Genomic DNA, 15473 nt, shown 5'->3' on the forward strand with positions numbered 1-15473 from the left:
CCTGTCGCGCACGTCGCACCAGGGGTGTGACGGCACGCGCGCCTCACAGGTTCCTCATCTTGGCAGGTTCCCCGAGGCGAAACTGCAGATCCACCGAGGTGCTTGCATCCGCGAAGCGAGAAGTCGATCACTGCGGCGGGTGCGGCCCCTGCGGTGGCTGCCCGAAGCCCTGTTGCGGGAATTGCTGCGGCTGCTGCGGGGCGAAGCCCTGCTGCGGGAACGGCGCGGGCCGCGGCGCGCCGCCGCTCTTCAGGATCAGCATCGCCGTCAGCGCACCAGCGCCGCCGCCGAAGATCAGGCTGCCCACCAGCGTGATCACCAGGTGCAACGTTCCTCCTCTTCGCGCCGTCGCGGATTCACTGCTGGTAGGGGCCCTGCGGCGGCTGCCCGAAGCCCTGTTGCGGCGGGAACTGCTGCTGCATCGGCTGCTGCGGGTGTTGCGGGGGCTGGGGTTGCTGCGGCGGGAACTGCTGCATCGGCTGCTGCGCCGGAGACTTGCCCTTCATGATCAGCGCGACGACCGCGCCGCCACCGGCACCGAAGATCACGCTCAGCACGATCACGATCAGGATGGTGAAGATCACTACGGCCTCCAATCGTTCGGCTCGAACCTATCGGAGGGCACCGCGGCGACGGGCCGGCGACGGCGAAGTTCAGCGCCGCCGGAACAGCACCACCAAGAGCACCATGAAGCCGACGCTCGCCAAGAGGCCGAGCAGCAGAACGACGAGCCGCAGATCGATGGAGATCACAGCACCGCATGATCCCGGATCACACCGCGCGGGCTCAGCCGGTGGTCAGTAGTGGACCCCGCCCTCGAGGATCAGCGGCAGGCCCCAGCCCTGCGCCAGCACGACGGCGAACACGAATGCGCCCAGGACCATGAGCACCGCGGGCACCACCAGAACGATCAGCAGGTCACCGAAGAGTCGTCCGCGCATGGCTCACGCTCAGCTCCGCCTGCGGTTGACGAACCACGACCTGCTCTCGTGCGCGGCGTTGACGGCTTTCATGCCGGCGAGCGCGAGCGCGGAGAAGATCACGATTCCGACGACGAGCCCGACAGCGACGAGCCCGACAACCATGGCGACAACGATGGCACCCATGTGAGCAGGGTCTCATAGATCGCGTCGCGATGAGAGATCAAAGTCACAAGATCACCGAATTGAGGCAACAAGTTCGGCCAAACGCTCGGCCACCGCCTGCGCCCGGTCCTCGCTCTGCGCCTCGACCATCACCCGAACCAGCTGCTCGGTGCCCGACGGGCGGAGCAGGATGCGGCCGGTGTCACCGAGTTCGGCCTCGGCCGCGGCCACCGCCGACGCGACGTCGGCCGCCGCGCACACCGTGGCCTTGTCGGCCACCGGCACGTTGATCAGCACCTGCGGCAACCGCCGCATGACCTTGGCCAACGACGCCAGCGGGGTGCCGGTGGCCGCCATCCGGCCCATCAGCCGCAGCGCGGTGAGCAGGCCGTCGCCGGTCGTGGCGTGGCCGGGCAGCACGACGTGGCCGGACTGCTCGCCGCCGAGCGCGAACCCGCCCGCCCGCAGTTCTTCCAGCACGTACCGGTCGCCGACGGCCGTGGTGCGCAGCGCCACGCCCTGCTCGCGCATCGCCAGGTGCAGGCCGAGGTTGCTCATCACGGTCGCGACCAGCGTGTTCTCGGTCAGCTCGCCTGCCTCGTACATGGCCACCGCGAGGACCGCCATGATCTGGTCGCCGTCCACCGCGGCACCGGTGGCGTCCACCGCGAGGCAGCGGTCCGCGTCACCGTCGTGCGCGATGCCCAGGTCCGCGCCGTGTTCGAGCACCGCCGCCTGCAGCACTTCGAGGTGGGTGGAGCCGACGCCGTCGTTGATGTTGATGCCGTCGGGCTCGGCGCTGATCGCGATCACCTCGGCACCCGCCCGGCGGTACGCCTCCGGCGCCGCGACCGAAGCCGCACCGTTGGCGCAGTCCACGACGACTTTCAGCCCATCGAGCGGCTGCGGTGCCGCGGTCAGCAGGTGATCGACGTAACGCCGCACCGCGTCGGGGACGTCGCGGACGCGGCCGACCTGGGCCCCGGTGGGCCGGTCGACCTGCTCGTTCAGGCGCGCCTCGATCTCGTTCTCGACGGTGTCCGCGAGCTTGTTCCCGCCGGCCGCGAACAGCTTGATCCCGTTGTCCGGCATCGGGTTGTGCGAGGCGGAGATCATCACGCCGAAGTCCGCGCCCAGCTCGGCGACCAGATGCGCGACGGCCGGGGTGGGCAGCACGCCGACCCGCAGCACATCGGCTCCGGCCGAGGTCAGGCCCGCCGTGACCGCCGCCTCCAGCATCTCGCCGCTGGCGCGGGGATCTCTGCCCACCAGCGCCACCCGGCGCTGCGAATCGTCCCGGTCGTAGAGCACGCGTGCCGCCGCAGCGGCCACCGACATCGCAAGCTCCGGCGTCAGATCGGCGTTGGCCAACCCGCGCACCCCGTCGGTGCCGAACAACCGAGCCATCAGCAGCACTTCCTCCTCGTGTGACGCGGAAAACCGCGCGGCGGTGCATACGACTGCGGGAGCAGTCTCGTCCATGACGGACGAGGCTGCTCCCGCAGATCGGATGAAGTTCGCGTCAGCGCTTGCTGTACTGCGGCGCCTTGCGGGCCTTCTTGAGACCGTACTTCTTGCGCTCCTTCTCCCGCGCGTCACGGGTGAGCATGCCGGCCTTCTTCAGCGCCGGGCGGTCTTCGGCCTCGTAGGCGACCAGCGCACGGGCGATCGCCATGCGCAGCGCACCGGCCTGGCCCGACGGGCCGCCACCGCGCAGGGTGGCGAACACGTCGAAGTTCTCCACGCGCTCGACGGTGACCAGCGGCTCCTTGATCAGCTGCTGGTGCACCTTGTTCGGGAAGTACTGCTCGAGGGTCTTGCCGTTGAGCTTGAAGCCACCGGTGCCCGGCACCAGCCGGACCCGGACGACGGCTTCCTTGCGGCGACCCACGGTCTGGACCGGGCGGCCGGTCGGCACCGGGATCGGGGCCGGGGCAGCCGCCTCTTCGGCGGTCTCCTCCGCGGCGTCTTCGACGGCGACCTCGGCGGTCTCCTCGACGGCGACCTCGGTGGTCTCCTCCGGAGTCGGGGTCACGTTCTCTTCCTGCTGAAGTTCGTCAGTCACTTCTCGACCTTCGCGTTGATCTCGAACGGCTGCGGGTTCTGGGCCTGGTGCGGGTGCTCCGCGCCGGCGTAGACCTTGAGCTTCTTGCCCATCGCGCGGCCGAGCTTGTTCTTCGGCAACATGCCCTTGATCGCCTTTTCGAGCAGCCGCTCGGGGTGCTTCTCGAGCACCTCGCCGAAGGACTGCTTGCGCAGACCACCGGGGTAACCGCTGTGCCGGTACTGGAACGCCTGGGTGCGCTTGTTACCGGTCAGGGCGACCTTCTCGGCATTGACGATGACGACGAAGTCGCCGGTGTCGATGTGCGGCGCGTAGGTCGGCTTGTGCTTGCCGCGCAGCAGCGTCGCGGCCTGAGTTGCCAACCGGCCGAGCACCACATCCTCGGCGTCGATCACATGCCAGGCGCGGGTCACCTCGCCGGGCTTCGGGCTGTACGTGCGCACGGATCTACCTCGTCGTCGTTCGCGTCGGAATCGTCAGTGCGGAGCCCGTCTCGATCACGCCGGTCGGTTCCCGCAGGAACTCCCCTGGGAACCGGCACGTCCGCCAGTACCGCCGCCGGGACCGCGATCCGCTGGGGATCCGATCCGCTGACGCGAACTGCAGCCGCGCACCGCACAACAAAGAATCAGGGTACTTGGTGGCTTCTGGCCCGGTCAAAACGGGTCCTCGATACTTGCTCGGAGGTTTCTGACCTGGCAGATCGCCGCTAACAGGATAGCGAACGCCGGGCGCGGTACCCGCGCGGCCCCGGACAGCGTCGCGGCCCCGGCGTTCGCCGGGGCCGCAGATCGCTCTTCAGCAGGCGGGATCAGCCACCGAAGCGACCGGCGTTCTTGCGCTCACCGGCCTGGAAGGACTCGTTGGCGGCACCAACGGCCATGCCCATCTTCGCGGCGGTCTCCTGCATCTTGGCCGCTTCCGCGTCCCACTCGCGCTGCGCCTGCTCGTAGGACTCCTTGGCGGCGCCGTCCCAGCTCTCCTTGAGCTTGTTGACCTTGCCCTCGAGGTCGTCCAGCTCGCCCTGGATCTTCTGCGCCGCGGCCTGCAGGTCGTCAGCGGCCTGCTGCAGCTCGGCGAAGTTGACTGCAATCTCGCTCATTGCTTATCCCCTCAAATGCCTGTGGTGAAGATTTCGGAAGATGCGAAGGTCGAAGTGCGGCTCAGCCGTCGAGCATGCTCGTGATCTTGGAGATCTCGGAAGCCTGCTCCTCCTGGGTCGCCGCGTAGTCGGCACCGGAGCTCTGCACGTTCTGGCCCAGCTCATCCAGCTTCTGGATGATCTTCTTGCCGCTCTCCTCGTAGGAGCCCATCAGCTTGCGGAACACGTCCGCAGCGGCGCCCTTCCAGTTCGCGACCGGCCCCTCCAGCTGGCCGCTCAGCTGCGAGAGCGCCTGCTCGACGGCGTTGCGAGCCTCGTCGATGTCGCGCGACGCCTGCTCGATCAGTTCGACATCTGCACCAATACCGCTCATGTCTGGGAGACCCCCTTCAAACTCGTCATCAAGTCCTGATGAACCTGCGACGCAGACATTGCCATGTTCGGTTCCATGTTGTCCTGGATTTCTCCGGAACCCGTTGCTGATGTAAACGCCAAACGGGGAACCCGCAGGTCATCGCATGATTCGCGCTTGCGAAAAGTCGAGATCGCTGCCGTCGGAAGGCGTTTGCTCTTGCGATTTCCCGGTCGCCGACTCGTTCTCGGCGGTGTCCGGGCGCACATTGGACTCGGTTTCGGCGAAATCTACGACTTCCAATCCCATCCGGGCGCGGTAGGCGATCGCCGCGGCCCGCCGGCCCGATTCGGCACCCGCCGGCTTCGCCCCGACGAGTTCCTTTGTGTGCCTTTGGAAATCCTGCGCGCGGTGGTTCGCTTCGCCGCGGGCTCGCCGGCTGCGGCCCACCGCATCCGCGAGTTCGGCCCGCAACCGCCGGACGGAATCCGCTGGATCTGCCATGGCAATGCCTCCCTGTCCGACGGCCGCACGCGAAATCCATTCCGCCGCGGCGAATTCACCGCCGGTTCAACGCACCTTGAGCGACCCGACGACCTGCTGGCAGGCGCGCAGCACGTCGTCCTTGCCGACCGCGCCGTACTTGCAGCCGACGCTGACCCGGAATTGCCCTTGGTGCAGCACGTACCACTCGACGGTCGCGGCCTGCATTTGTTGCCGGTAGTAGACCACGTCCCGGCCCGCGAAACTGGTGGATGCGTTGAACAGGGAGAATTGCGCGCCGTTCGCCACGTTCTGCTGGTAGTCGCTGAGCAGCTGCTGGACCGCCCGGTTCCGGTCGGTGTCGGTGTCGAAGTTGAGCTTGCCCTCCTCGACCGCGATCAGCGAATCCTGCTCACCGTTCTGCGGGCCGATCATGGTCTGCCACTTCTTCGCGTCGCCGCCGATCTGCTTCCAGTCGCTGGGGTAGGAGAACCCGTAGTCGTACTGCGCGATCGCCCGGGGTGGCACCTCCGGTTCGGCCTGCGGCTGGCCGCTGTTGGTCAGGACCAGGGTCAGGACCACGCCCGCGGCCACCACTGCCGCCGCCCCGGCGCCGATCAGCCAGGGCAGCTTGCCGTTCTTCTTGCGGCGGCTGCGCTGGTGCGCGACCGGCATCGTCTGATCGCTGCCGCCGATGACGACGGTCCGGGCCCCGCTGAGCGAGTCGCCCGCGGTCACGCCGGGGCCGGTCGGGGGCGGGATCACCGGGAGCGGACGCGATCGCACCGTCGAGGTGCCCGCCCAGGCGCCGGCGGGCGCCAGCCCACCGCTGCGATCCGGGTCGAGCCGGACCGCGCGCAACGCGCCGCGCGCCACGACCGTCTCGGGCTGGTCCAATGTGGTCGGAACGACGCCGGTGCGCTCGTGGATCAGCCGCGCCACCATCGGGATCCGGCTCGACCCGCCCACCAGGAACACCCCGGCCAGCTGCTGCCGGGCCACCTTGCCCTCGCGCAGCGTGGTCAGCACCAGGTCGGCGGACTTGGCCAGCGGCGCGGCGATCAGCGCCTCCAGGTCGACGCGGGTGACGTGCGCGTCGGAGAACGGCGGCGGCATCGGCACGTCGGTGTAGGCGTGCCGGGACAGGGTTTCCTTGGCGCCGCGGACGTCCTGCCGCACCACCCGGCGCCGACGGCGGTCGGGCATCTCGCGGCCGTCGACGAGCTTGCCCCAGGCTTCTGGATCGGCGCCGGAGACGAGCCGGCCGATGTGGTCCAGCAGCGCCTGGTCGATGTCGGCACCGCCGAAGTTCGGTTCGCCGTGGGTGGCGAGCACCTGGAACGACGAGCCCTGCTTGCGCACGACGCTGGCGTCCACGGTGCCGCCGCCGAGGTCGAGCACAGCCAGCGCGCCGCCGTCCGGGAGCCCGTGCCCGGCGGAGTGGAACACCGCCGCCGCGACCGGTTCCGGCACCATGACGAGTTCCTTGCCCAGACCGGCGGCGGCCTGGCGCAGCGCCGCGGTGCGCATCGAGCCCCAGTCCGCGGGGTGGGTCAGCACCAGCAGGTCGACGGCCGCGCCGCCGGCGAAGCGGCGGGCCTCGCCGACCGCGCGCTGCAACACGGCGCGGATCACGTCGGCGACCTTCAGCACGCTGCTGCCGAGCAGCAGCTCGCCCTCGTCGATGCGGCGCTTCGGGTGCGGTTCGAAGCGGGCCGGATCGACCGCCGCCTGGCGTTCGGCCTCGTGCCCGACGAAAAGCGTGCCGTCGGCCGCGGCGAACACCGCGGACGGCACCAGCGGCTGCCCGTCGATGACGACCACCTGCGGTTCGGCACCGCCGACTGACACCACCGTGCATGTGCTCGAGGTGCCGAAGTCGATCGAGACGTGCAGGGACACCCAGAACTCCTTCACCGTCGCCGAAGCGCCTTTTCCGGCGACGTCTGTCGTCCGACCGCCGATCCGGCGCGCCGACTCCCCCCGAGCACCCTAGAGGTTAAGGGTACGAGCGCACCAACAGTCTGCCCCTGACCGGGCGATCGGCGCGAGTACCCGTCACGGATTGTTTCCATCCGAAAGCGCCGCAGGGACTCTCGCCCGACCGATCAGCCGCGGCGCAACCCTGCGATGAAGTCCTGCCACTGCCGACGACGGAACACCAAGGTGCCGCCGTCTCGATCCTTCGTATCCCGAACCCCGACCAACCCGGCGGCCAGCGCGATCTCGACGCAGTTCTGAGCCCCGTTGCTGCGGCTGGACTTCCGCCAGATCATCCCGTCCGAGCCACGCAACAGAATCAACTCCTAGCCAAGCGCTGCAATCTCTCGGTTGATCAAGGACAAGGTGTCCCGGTCGCTCAGAGCTGCGACCCGCAACCGGTCGAAGACCAGGCTATATGCGCGGGTGTGCTGGGGTCGAGACAAGTAGTCGGAGCTCGTCAGGCTCTCGATGTAGGCGATGCTGGAGTTGGCGTGCTCCAGGTGGAGCAGCGTGAACGCGATGCCCAAACCCGCATGCGCGCCGCTTTCCAGTGGGATGACCTGGACGGTGACGTGATCGAGTTCGGCCAACGAGCGGAGTTGTTCCAGCTGGGCACGATGAACGTCACGGCCACCCACGCGCCGACGAATGGCTTCCTCGCCCAGCACCACCCAGAGCATCGGGGAACTGTCGCTGAAGAACCTCGCGGAACGACGTTCACGCGACTCGGCCATCTCGTCCACGTCCATGGACGGCACGACGACTGACGCCGAAAGCAGTTCGCGGGCGTACTCGCGCGTCTGCAGCATCCCCGGGATCGAGTCTCCGAAGAAGAGCTTGATCTCCGAAGCGTTCGCCTCCAGGTTGACGTACTTCTTTGCCCAGTCAGGAACACGAGCAGGTGGAATCTTGCGCCGAGCTTCCTTCGCCAGGGCCAGAACTTTGTCGGTCGACTTCGCGGCGGCACCGTAGAGCTCGACGAGCGCATGAGCGTCCTTATCGGACAGCTTGCTCTCACCGGTCTCGATCTTGCTGATCTTGTTCCGATACCAACCAAGAGCTGCCGCAGCTTCATCGGCAGACAACCCGTGACTCTCGCGGAGCTCCCGCAACTCGGCTCCGAGCACGAGCCGCTGCACGAGCGGACCGGGGTCGTTGCTGGTCATGCGCACCAGTGTGCCTTCCCTCCATTCGGCGAACATCAAGACATTCACTAGGAACTCAACTAGGAATCCCAGTACGGTTCCCAGTATGGCGATCAAAGTTGATCGGAGGCCTGATGGCTGACTACTTGACCTACGTCTGGCGCCCGGTCACGGGAGGCCGCCACGCTTTCCCAGTCTCAGCGACGAAAACCCCTGCGGGTGTGCCGGTAGTGGCGTTCTGCGGGGCAGAAGCCGACGCAGCAGAGCTGCACGATCGCTCCGAAGTGGACTGGATCCGCGAGGACACCTGCATGCGCTGCTGGCACGTCCTCACCGCCCACCCTTGACACGTCCGGGTGGAGGTGGCGTTTTCGCGCGAAAACGGCGCCCGCCACGCGTGCGAAACGCCGGTTTCGCGCGAAAACGGCGCACCCCAACCCACGAAAGGAACCGATCTCATGTTCTGGATCCAGCTCAGCACGTTCATTCTGTTCAACCTGCTGATCCTCGCGATGCTCACCACCCAGATCCCCGCTCGGATGATCGCGTTCTCTACAGGGCAGCACGCCGGAGGCGGCGAAGGCGCCTACACGGTCTGGCATCTCATCGCCGACATCGAAGCCGAAACCCGACAAGACGAGGGCGGGTCGGAGCACGAACATCCACGCATACCACCGGAATTCCCCACCACCGACCCCGACGAACCCACCGGGAGCCACCACCTGCGCACTTAGCCGCTCGTGAGCGCTCACTCCGGTTCTTACCGGAACGAACACTCACGAACCCCGAGCAGGGCCGGTGCGGCGACCTCCCCCAACCCCCACCGCACCGGCCCACACCGGTGACCGGGCGCGATGCCCCCGACCCACGCGCCCGGTCACCGGCTAGAACCCACCGCGCGAGGTCACCAGGACTGCGCTTCGGTCGGCAGGCTTCGGGCGCGCGCGGCCGTGGCCTGGCGCGGTCCGGAGCGCGTCGGCGTCTCGGAGCGCGACGGCATGTCGGGGACGTCGACGCTCGTCACCACGGGGACGTTCGGCAGCCGCGGTTCGGGCTCGGGCGCCGGCTGTTCCTCCGGTTCCGGTTCCACGTAGAACCACGCCACCGTTTCGCCGTCCGGCTTCAGCTCCACCTTGGTGATGACGCCGTTCGCGCCGATGTCCTGGCGCACGTGGTGCACCCAGTCGCGCAGCGGCCGCAGGTTCCGGCCGGCCCCTTCACCCCGGGCGTACTCCTGGAGCAACCGCTCGTCGTCGGCCTTGCGGCGCGCGAGGCGCTCGCTCCAGCCGGCCGGCTTGATGAATCCGCTCATACCGTCACCTCACACGTGATCGGGGTCCGCGCCGTCCGGCGCTTCCCGACGAAAAACCTCCCCCGCCCGGAGGCGGAGGAGGTTCGTCGCGCTAGCCCATCGTCACTCCGGCTGGAGGAACGCGGTCTGGATCATCTGCGGCCCACCACGCAGGCTGCGGCTGACCAGGGTGCCCCGGCCGGGCGGCAGCTGCCGCGACTTGATGTTGGCCACCAGCTGACCGTCGTCCTTGTTCGCACTCATCGCCAGACCCGGCGACGACGTCTCCCGCATCTTGCCGATGATCGGCTCGTACAGAGCACGGCTGGCACCACCGGAGTTGCGCGCCACCACGATGTGCAAGCCCACATCGTTGGCCTGCGGCACGAACTCCGCCAACGGCGCGAGCGGGTTGCCACCCTGCGGCGCGACCAGCTCGTAGTCATCGACGATCACGAACAGCTCCGGACCCTTCCACCAGGAACGGTTCCGCAACTGCTCCTGCGTGACATCCGGACCCGGCAGCCGCTTCTTCAACGACCCGCAGATGTCCTTGACATCGCCCTTGAGCTGATCCGCGTTGACCACGTAGTCCAGCTTGTGCGACTCCGGCAGGACGCCGAGCAGGCTGCGCCGGTAGTCGACCAGCATGATCAGCGCTTCCTTCGGGCCGTACCGCTCGGTGATGCCGCGGACGATGGTCCGCAGCAGCGCCGTCTTGCCCGACTCCCGCTCGCCGAACGCGTAGAAGTTCGGCTCGGCGTTGAAGTCCAGGTACACCGGGTGCAGGCCGTCCTCGTTGATGCCGATCGGCACCAGCTTCGGGTTCGGCTGCTGCTCCGGACGCGGCAACTGCTGGAACGGCAGGAGATCGGGCAGCAGCCGGACCTGCGGCGCCGGCCGCCCCTTCCACGAACTCTTGACCCGGTTCACCAGGTCGGCGACACCGTCGGGGAGGTCGTCGTTGTACAGCTCCCAGCCCATCCGGGGGGCGCGGACCTCCTTGCCGTCCTCGATGTCCCGCTTGACCTGCTCGATCTCCGCCTCGACGCGGTCACCGATCTTCTCGCTGTCCACGCGGGGCATGGCGGTCAGGAAGTGCAGCTTGGTGCCGTGCATGCCGCGGCCGGGGCGGCCCGGCGGCACCTTCACCGCGAACTTGCGGTCGATCTCCGACTCGCTCGGGTCACCGAGGCGCAACTCGATGCGGGTCTGCATCAGGTCCTTCATCGCCGGGCGGATCTCCGCCCACCGCGCGGCGGTGACGATCACGTGCACGCCGTAGGCCAGGCCGTTGGCCGCCAGACCCAGCACGTCCTGTTCGAGCGCCTCGAACTCCTCGCGGAACGTCCGCCACCCGTCGATGATCAGGAACGCGTCGCCGAACGGGTCGTCCTCGAACTCACCGCGCCGCTTCCGGTTGCGGTAGTCGTTCATGTTCTCGACGCCGTGCTGCTGGAACCGGCCTTCGCGGTCGGCCAGCATCGTCTTCAGCTCCGCGAGCGTCCGCCGGACGGTGTCCTGGTCGCGCCGCGTGCCGTAGCCGCCCATGTGCGGCAGGCCGCGCAGCGCGCCGATCGAACCACCACCGAGGTCGACGCAGTAGAACTGCACTTCCTGCGGCGTGTGGGTCAGCGCCATCGAGGCGATCAGCGCACGCACCGTGTTCGACTTGCCGGCACCGACACCGCCGACGATCGCGCCGTGGCCGCCCTGACCGCCGAGGTCCACCACCATCGGGTCCTGCCGCTGGTGGTACGGGACGTCGATCAGGCCGACCGGCACCTGGAGCCGACCGCTGCCCGAGTAGCCCGCGGCCGTGTAGCCGCGGTCGTCGGTCTGCTGCAACGGCGGCAGCATGGCGTCCAAAGTGGGCGGTGTGTCCAGCGGCGGCAGCCACACCGCGTGCGCCGGCGGACCCTGCCCGCGAATCTTGTCGATGATGATCTGGAAGTCCGTCGGGTCGAGGTCGCTCTTCTGCTCCTTGACCTCTTCGACGACCGGCTTCTCCGGTTCCGGCGGCTTCTCGATGTAGTCCGGGATGAACTCCCGGGGCATCTTGTCGCCGGTGACCGGCGCCGCGCCGCCCTTCAGCGTCGGGCGGCGGCCACTGGTCTGGTGCAGGTGGCCGGACACGAACGCGGCGCGGAACCGCTCCATGCCGTTGGGGTGCTTCAGATAACCGTGACCACCGGTGGCGGGCAGGTCGGCGGCGTCCGGAACACCGATCGCCGCACGGGAGTCCGCCGCGTTGAAGGTCTTCAGACCGATCCGGTACGAGAGGTGCGTGTCCAGACCGCGCAGCTTGCCCTCTTCCAGCCGCTGGGAGGCCAGCAGCAGGTGGACCTGCAGCGATCGACCCAGTCGACCGATCATCACGAACAGCTCGGCGAAGTCCGGCTGCTGCGACAGGAGCTCGGAGAACTCGTCGATGACCACGAACAGCGCGGGCAGCGGCTCGGCGCAGCGCTCGTCGCCCGCCTCGCCCATCTTCCGGTAGTCCCAGACGTTCTTCGCGCCCGCCTTGTTCAGGATCTCCTGGCGGCGGTTCATCTCACCGGCCAGCGCATCCTGCATGCGGTCGATCAGCGAGCCGTCGCCCTCCAGGTTCGAGATCGACGCCGACACGTGCGGCGCGGGCTCGAAACCGTTGAACGTCGCACCACCCTTGAAGTCGACGACCACGAAGTTGAGCATCGACGACGAGTGGGTGGCCATCAGGCCCAGCACGATGGTGCGCAGGAACTCGGACTTACCGGAACCGGTCGAACCGATGCACAGCCCGTGCGGGCCCATGCCGCCGGAGGCGGTCTCCTTGATGTCCAGGTGCACGATCTCGCCCTGCTCGCCAGGACCGATCGCGACGCGGTACAGGTCGTCGCGCGACCGGGGCCGCCACGCCTCGTTGAGGTCGAAGGTGACGACGTCACCGGCCAGCCCCAACTGCTCGATGTAGTTCAGCGGCGTGGTCAGCGGCTCGTAGCCACCGCTGTCGGCGTCGGAGGCGCCGGAGAAGCCGCCGGCGACCCGGTACGGGGCCAGCTGGCGGGCCAGCGAGGTGGCCTCCTCCATGGTCAGCGAGTCCGGCTTGCCGAACCACTCCACACCGGACCCACCGCGGGCACCGATGCGGTCCTCCTCCACGACCATCCGCATGCCGCGGCGCGCGGTGAGCTGCCCGAGCAGATCGGACAGGTCGATCATGGTGACGCCGGCCAGGCCGCCCTCGACGTAGAGCGCCTCTTCGCGGCTGATCTCGGCGTCGTCGATGATGATCACGATGTGCGGCTGGCCGTCCGGCGGCGCCGCGTTGCGCTGGAAGCGCGCCCGGTCGGCCAGCTGCTCGGCGAGCATCTGCTCGATGACGCCGAGAGAACCGGCCATCAACCGCATTTGGCCGATGCCGTCGGTCTCGGTCGGGTGCTGCGCGTGCGGCAGCCACTTCACCCAGTCCCACTCCGTGCGCGCGCGGCCGCTGCTGGCGACCGCGATCATCACGTCGTCGGGGGTGTGGAAGGTGGCCAGCTGGCACACGATCGCGCGGGCCAGGCCGCGCACCAGTTCCCGGTCGCCCTGCAGGCCGACGGCGGCGAAGCCGCGCAGCGAGGTCGCGATCGGCAGCTCCGGCACCAGCGAGTGGGCGCGCACGAAGCGGCGCAGCGCCAGCGTGGTGATCGGCTCCAGCTCGTCGACGGGGCCGGTCTGCGGCGGCACCAGGCGGGTTTCCAGCCGCTGCGAACCGCGGCCGACCCGGACCTGGCAGAAGTCGTTGTCGTTGGGACGGCGCTCCCACATCCGCCGACTCCCGGCGGCCAGCGACCACAGGGTCTGCGGGTCGGGGTGCACCCACTCGCGCGCCAGGCGCTGCTCGTCGGCCGCCTCCCGCGCGCGGTCTCGCATCTGACCGAGGTACCGCAGGTAGTCCTTGCGGTCCTCGTTCATCTCGGCCTTCTTCTGGCTGCCATCCTTGCCGCCGCCGGCCATCATCCCGAACGTTGAGATGAGCATCATCATCGGCATCATCATCATCATCGGGTTGTCCTTGGCCCGCTGGAGCATGAAGACCATCATTCCCAGCGAGGCCACGATCATGACGCCCGGCAAGACCTTCTGGACGATGTTGCCCGGAATCGTCCGCGGAATCTCCGGCGGTGGTTCGAGGTGCACCTCCCCGCCCGGTGGCCTGGGAGCGGCCAGGCGTGGCGTTCGCTTGAACTGCAGCGTGCTCACCGGACGCAACAACCTTTCCGTGTCAAACGTGCTCTCGAATGTGTCGCAGCCAGCATTCTGCATCGCCGCAACACCGCCGGCGCCGGGGAGCGAGTCGGGCGTGACCAACCAGATATGAAGTAGTTGGCACGAGTTCGACCAAACCTGTCACCCGTCGACGGTCGGTGTGGCCATACTAGGGGCGCTCTTCGACCGGGCGGGTGGCTTTCGGAAGAAAAACCGGCCTTGGTTGGATCGAGCCCAGCGACACAAATGAAGCAAGGCAATCAACCTCAGGGAGTAGGGGGCCCAAGTGGCGACCGGTACCACGGTGTTCAGCCGCGTGACGGTGGTGGCGCCTACAACTCGCATCGACCTGGCGCTTCCCGCAGACGTAGCGGTGGCCGACCTGTTGCCGATGGTGCTGGACATGGCCCGCGGGATCACCTCGGACGGCGGTTCGCGGCACGGCGGCTGGTGCCTGGCCAAGCTCGGGGAGAGCCAGCCCCTCGACCCGAGCCAGACGCTGTCCTCGCAGGGAATCGTCGACGGCGACATGTTGCAGCTGCGGCGCCGTTCGGACGACCCGCCGCCGCCGTTGTACGACGACGTCGTCGACGCGCTCGCGGAAGCGGAACCGGGTAGTTACCGGCCGTGGACCAAGGAAACCGCGGCCAAGATCGGGCACGCGGCCGGCGCGCTGGCGCTCATCGGCGCGGCCGCCGCATTGGGACTCGCGGGCCCGGCCGGGCTGCTGCACCCCACCATGGAAGGCACCGCGCCGATCGTCTACCAGATCGTGGCCGCCGTGACGGCGGTCGTGGTGGCGATCTTCGCGACCGGCGTCGGCTCGATCGTGACCCGCGCCTACGCAGCCCCCACGACCGGCACGGTGATCGCCGCCGCCGGCGGTCTGCCGATGGCCTTCGTCACCGGCTTCAACATCGTGCCGGGCAACGCGCTCGAACCGCGGTTGCTGCTGGCCTGCGCGCTGACGCTGATCTTCGCGGCGGTGTCGATCATGGTGATCGGCGCGGGCATCGTCACCTTCATCGCGGCCGCCACGGCGGCGGCGTTCGGCACCATCGCCTTCCTCATCGCGACCCTGGTGGACGCCGCCACCACCGCGGGCATCGCCGCGGGCGCCGCGGCCGTCGGCCTGGCGGGCATCTCACTGCTGCCGCGCATCACCATCCAGCTCGCGAAGCTGCCGCTGCCGCACGTGCCGGGAAGCGCCGAGGACCTCAAGGAAGACACCGGGTTCCCGGACTACCGGATGATCGAGCGGCAGACCGGCCTGGCGCACCAGTACATGACCGGCCTGATCATCGGCTGCGGCGTGGTCGCCGCGCTCGGCTCGATCCTCGCGGCAGCGGCCAGCATCTGGGGCGCGGTGTTCGCCATCGTCGTCTCGGCGGTCCTGCTGCTGCGCGGCCGCAACTACGCCAACGGCAGCCAGGCGATCGCGCTGCTGCTGAGCGGCTTGCTCTCGTCGCTTGGCGTCACCATCGGACTGCTCGTGCAGGTCGCGCAGTGGCCGCTGGCCGTCGCGTGGGTGTTCCCGCCGCTGCTGCTACTCGGCATCCTGTCGATCGTCTTCGGCGTGGTGTTCCCGAACCGCCGGTTCTCGCCGGTGCAGCGCCGCATGGTGGACATCCTGGAAGCCGTCCTGATCGCACTGGTGCTGCCGCTGGCACTGGCCGCCATGGACCTCTACATGATGATCCGCGACCTCAACCTGAACTTCTTCTGAGGGGC

18 protein-coding genes are annotated in these 15473 nt (G+C 68.5%); 3 read left to right on the forward strand and 15 right to left on the reverse strand.

Translation table 11 applies throughout. The features are described from left to right. Positions 1–127: 127 nt before the first annotated feature. The 13 genes from BLW84_RS14090 to BLW84_RS14140 all read right to left on the reverse strand — a co-directional run bounded on the left by BLW84_RS14090 (position 128) and on the right by BLW84_RS14140 (position 8236). A complete protein-coding gene (locus BLW84_RS14090) occupies positions 128–328 on the reverse strand; it encodes a hypothetical protein (RefSeq protein ID WP_093265584.1) in 201 nt (66 codons plus the stop codon). Between the two features lie 28 nt (positions 329–356). Continuing rightward, positions 357–584 (reverse strand): hypothetical protein, encoded by a 228-nt coding sequence (locus BLW84_RS14095; protein ID WP_177226463.1) that lies wholly within the window; start codon positions 582–584, stop codon positions 357–359. Between the two features lie 213 nt (positions 585–797). Continuing rightward, positions 798–941 carry a hypothetical protein gene (locus BLW84_RS47460; protein ID WP_177226464.1) on the reverse strand — a complete coding sequence of 48 codons (144 nt, stop codon included), beginning with the start codon at positions 939–941 and terminating at the stop codon, positions 798–800. Between the two features lie 9 nt (positions 942–950). Continuing rightward, a complete protein-coding gene (locus tag BLW84_RS47465) occupies positions 951–1106 on the reverse strand; it encodes a hypothetical protein (protein ID WP_177226465.1) in 156 nt (51 codons plus the stop codon). 51 nt (positions 1107–1157) lie between these two features. Next, positions 1158–2492, reverse strand: a complete 1335-nt coding sequence (glmM, locus tag BLW84_RS14100) for a phosphoglucosamine mutase (protein WP_093265765.1) — start codon at positions 2490–2492, stop codon at positions 1158–1160. Between the two features lie 115 nt (positions 2493–2607). Continuing rightward, positions 2608–3120, reverse strand: coding sequence for a 30S ribosomal protein S9 (gene rpsI, locus BLW84_RS14105; protein ID WP_093265766.1), 513 nt, complete (start codon positions 3118–3120; stop codon positions 2608–2610). Between the two features lie 26 nt (positions 3121–3146). Beyond that, complete coding sequence (gene rplM, locus BLW84_RS14110; RefSeq protein ID WP_093265585.1) at positions 3147–3593, reverse strand: 50S ribosomal protein L13; 447 nt, start codon at positions 3591–3593, stop codon at positions 3147–3149. Positions 3594–3961: 368 nt separating this feature from the next. Further along, positions 3962–4252 (reverse strand): WXG100 family type VII secretion target, encoded by a 291-nt coding sequence (locus tag BLW84_RS14115; RefSeq protein ID WP_093265587.1) that lies wholly within the window; start codon positions 4250–4252, stop codon positions 3962–3964. Between the two features lie 61 nt (positions 4253–4313). Then, on the reverse strand, positions 4314–4625 hold the full coding sequence (locus BLW84_RS14120) for a WXG100 family type VII secretion target (RefSeq protein ID WP_093265588.1): 312 nt from the start codon (positions 4623–4625) through the stop codon (positions 4314–4316). A gap of 138 nt (positions 4626–4763) precedes the next feature. Next, a complete protein-coding gene (locus BLW84_RS14125; RefSeq protein ID WP_143060946.1) occupies positions 4764–5078 on the reverse strand; it encodes a hypothetical protein in 315 nt (104 codons plus the stop codon). 96 nt (positions 5079–5174) lie between these two features. Then, entirely contained in the window at positions 5175–6989 is a 1815-nt protein-coding gene (locus tag BLW84_RS14130) for a type VII secretion-associated protein (RefSeq protein ID WP_177226466.1), read from the reverse strand. A 206-nt stretch (positions 6990–7195) separates the two neighbouring features. Beyond that, positions 7196–7381, reverse strand: coding sequence for a DUF397 domain-containing protein (locus BLW84_RS14135; RefSeq protein WP_342743146.1), 186 nt, complete (start codon positions 7379–7381; stop codon positions 7196–7198). A 12-nt stretch (positions 7382–7393) separates the two neighbouring features. Next, the gene (locus tag BLW84_RS14140) at positions 7394–8236 is read right to left on the reverse strand and encodes a helix-turn-helix domain-containing protein (RefSeq protein WP_177226467.1); all 843 of its coding nucleotides are present in this window, start codon (positions 8234–8236) and stop codon (positions 7394–7396) included. A gap of 113 nt (positions 8237–8349) precedes the next feature. Here BLW84_RS14140 and BLW84_RS14145 point away from each other — a divergent pair, with 113 nt between their 5' ends. Together BLW84_RS14145 and BLW84_RS14150 are read left to right on the forward strand one after the other, a co-directional pair. Next, complete coding sequence (locus BLW84_RS14145; protein WP_093265768.1) at positions 8350–8562, forward strand: HC3 family zinc finger protein; 213 nt, start codon at positions 8350–8352, stop codon at positions 8560–8562. 9 nt (positions 8563–8571) lie between these two features. Further along, positions 8572–8949 carry a hypothetical protein gene (locus BLW84_RS14150; protein WP_245761134.1) on the forward strand — a complete coding sequence of 126 codons (378 nt, stop codon included), beginning with the start codon at positions 8572–8574 and terminating at the stop codon, positions 8947–8949. Positions 8950–9119: 170 nt separating this feature from the next. On the opposite strand, the gene BLW84_RS14155 is transcribed toward BLW84_RS14150, so the two are convergent. Both BLW84_RS14155 and eccCa read right to left on the reverse strand, forming a co-directional pair. Next, positions 9120–9527 (reverse strand): hypothetical protein, encoded by a 408-nt coding sequence (locus tag BLW84_RS14155; RefSeq protein WP_093265598.1) that lies wholly within the window; start codon positions 9525–9527, stop codon positions 9120–9122. Between the two features lie 102 nt (positions 9528–9629). Next, positions 9630–13736, reverse strand: a complete 4107-nt coding sequence (eccCa, locus tag BLW84_RS14160; protein WP_093265599.1) for a type VII secretion protein EccCa — start codon at positions 13734–13736, stop codon at positions 9630–9632. Between the two features lie 292 nt (positions 13737–14028). On the opposite strand from eccCa, the gene eccD reads away from it, so the two are divergent. After that, a complete protein-coding gene (gene eccD / locus BLW84_RS14165) occupies positions 14029–15468 on the forward strand; it encodes a type VII secretion integral membrane protein EccD (protein ID WP_093265601.1) in 1440 nt (479 codons plus the stop codon). Positions 15469–15473: the final 5 nt, after the last annotated feature.

Origin of the sequence: Saccharopolyspora shandongensis (genome assembly GCF_900106995.1) — a bacterium.
Lineage (GTDB): Bacteria > Actinomycetota > Actinomycetes > Mycobacteriales > Pseudonocardiaceae > Saccharopolyspora > Saccharopolyspora shandongensis.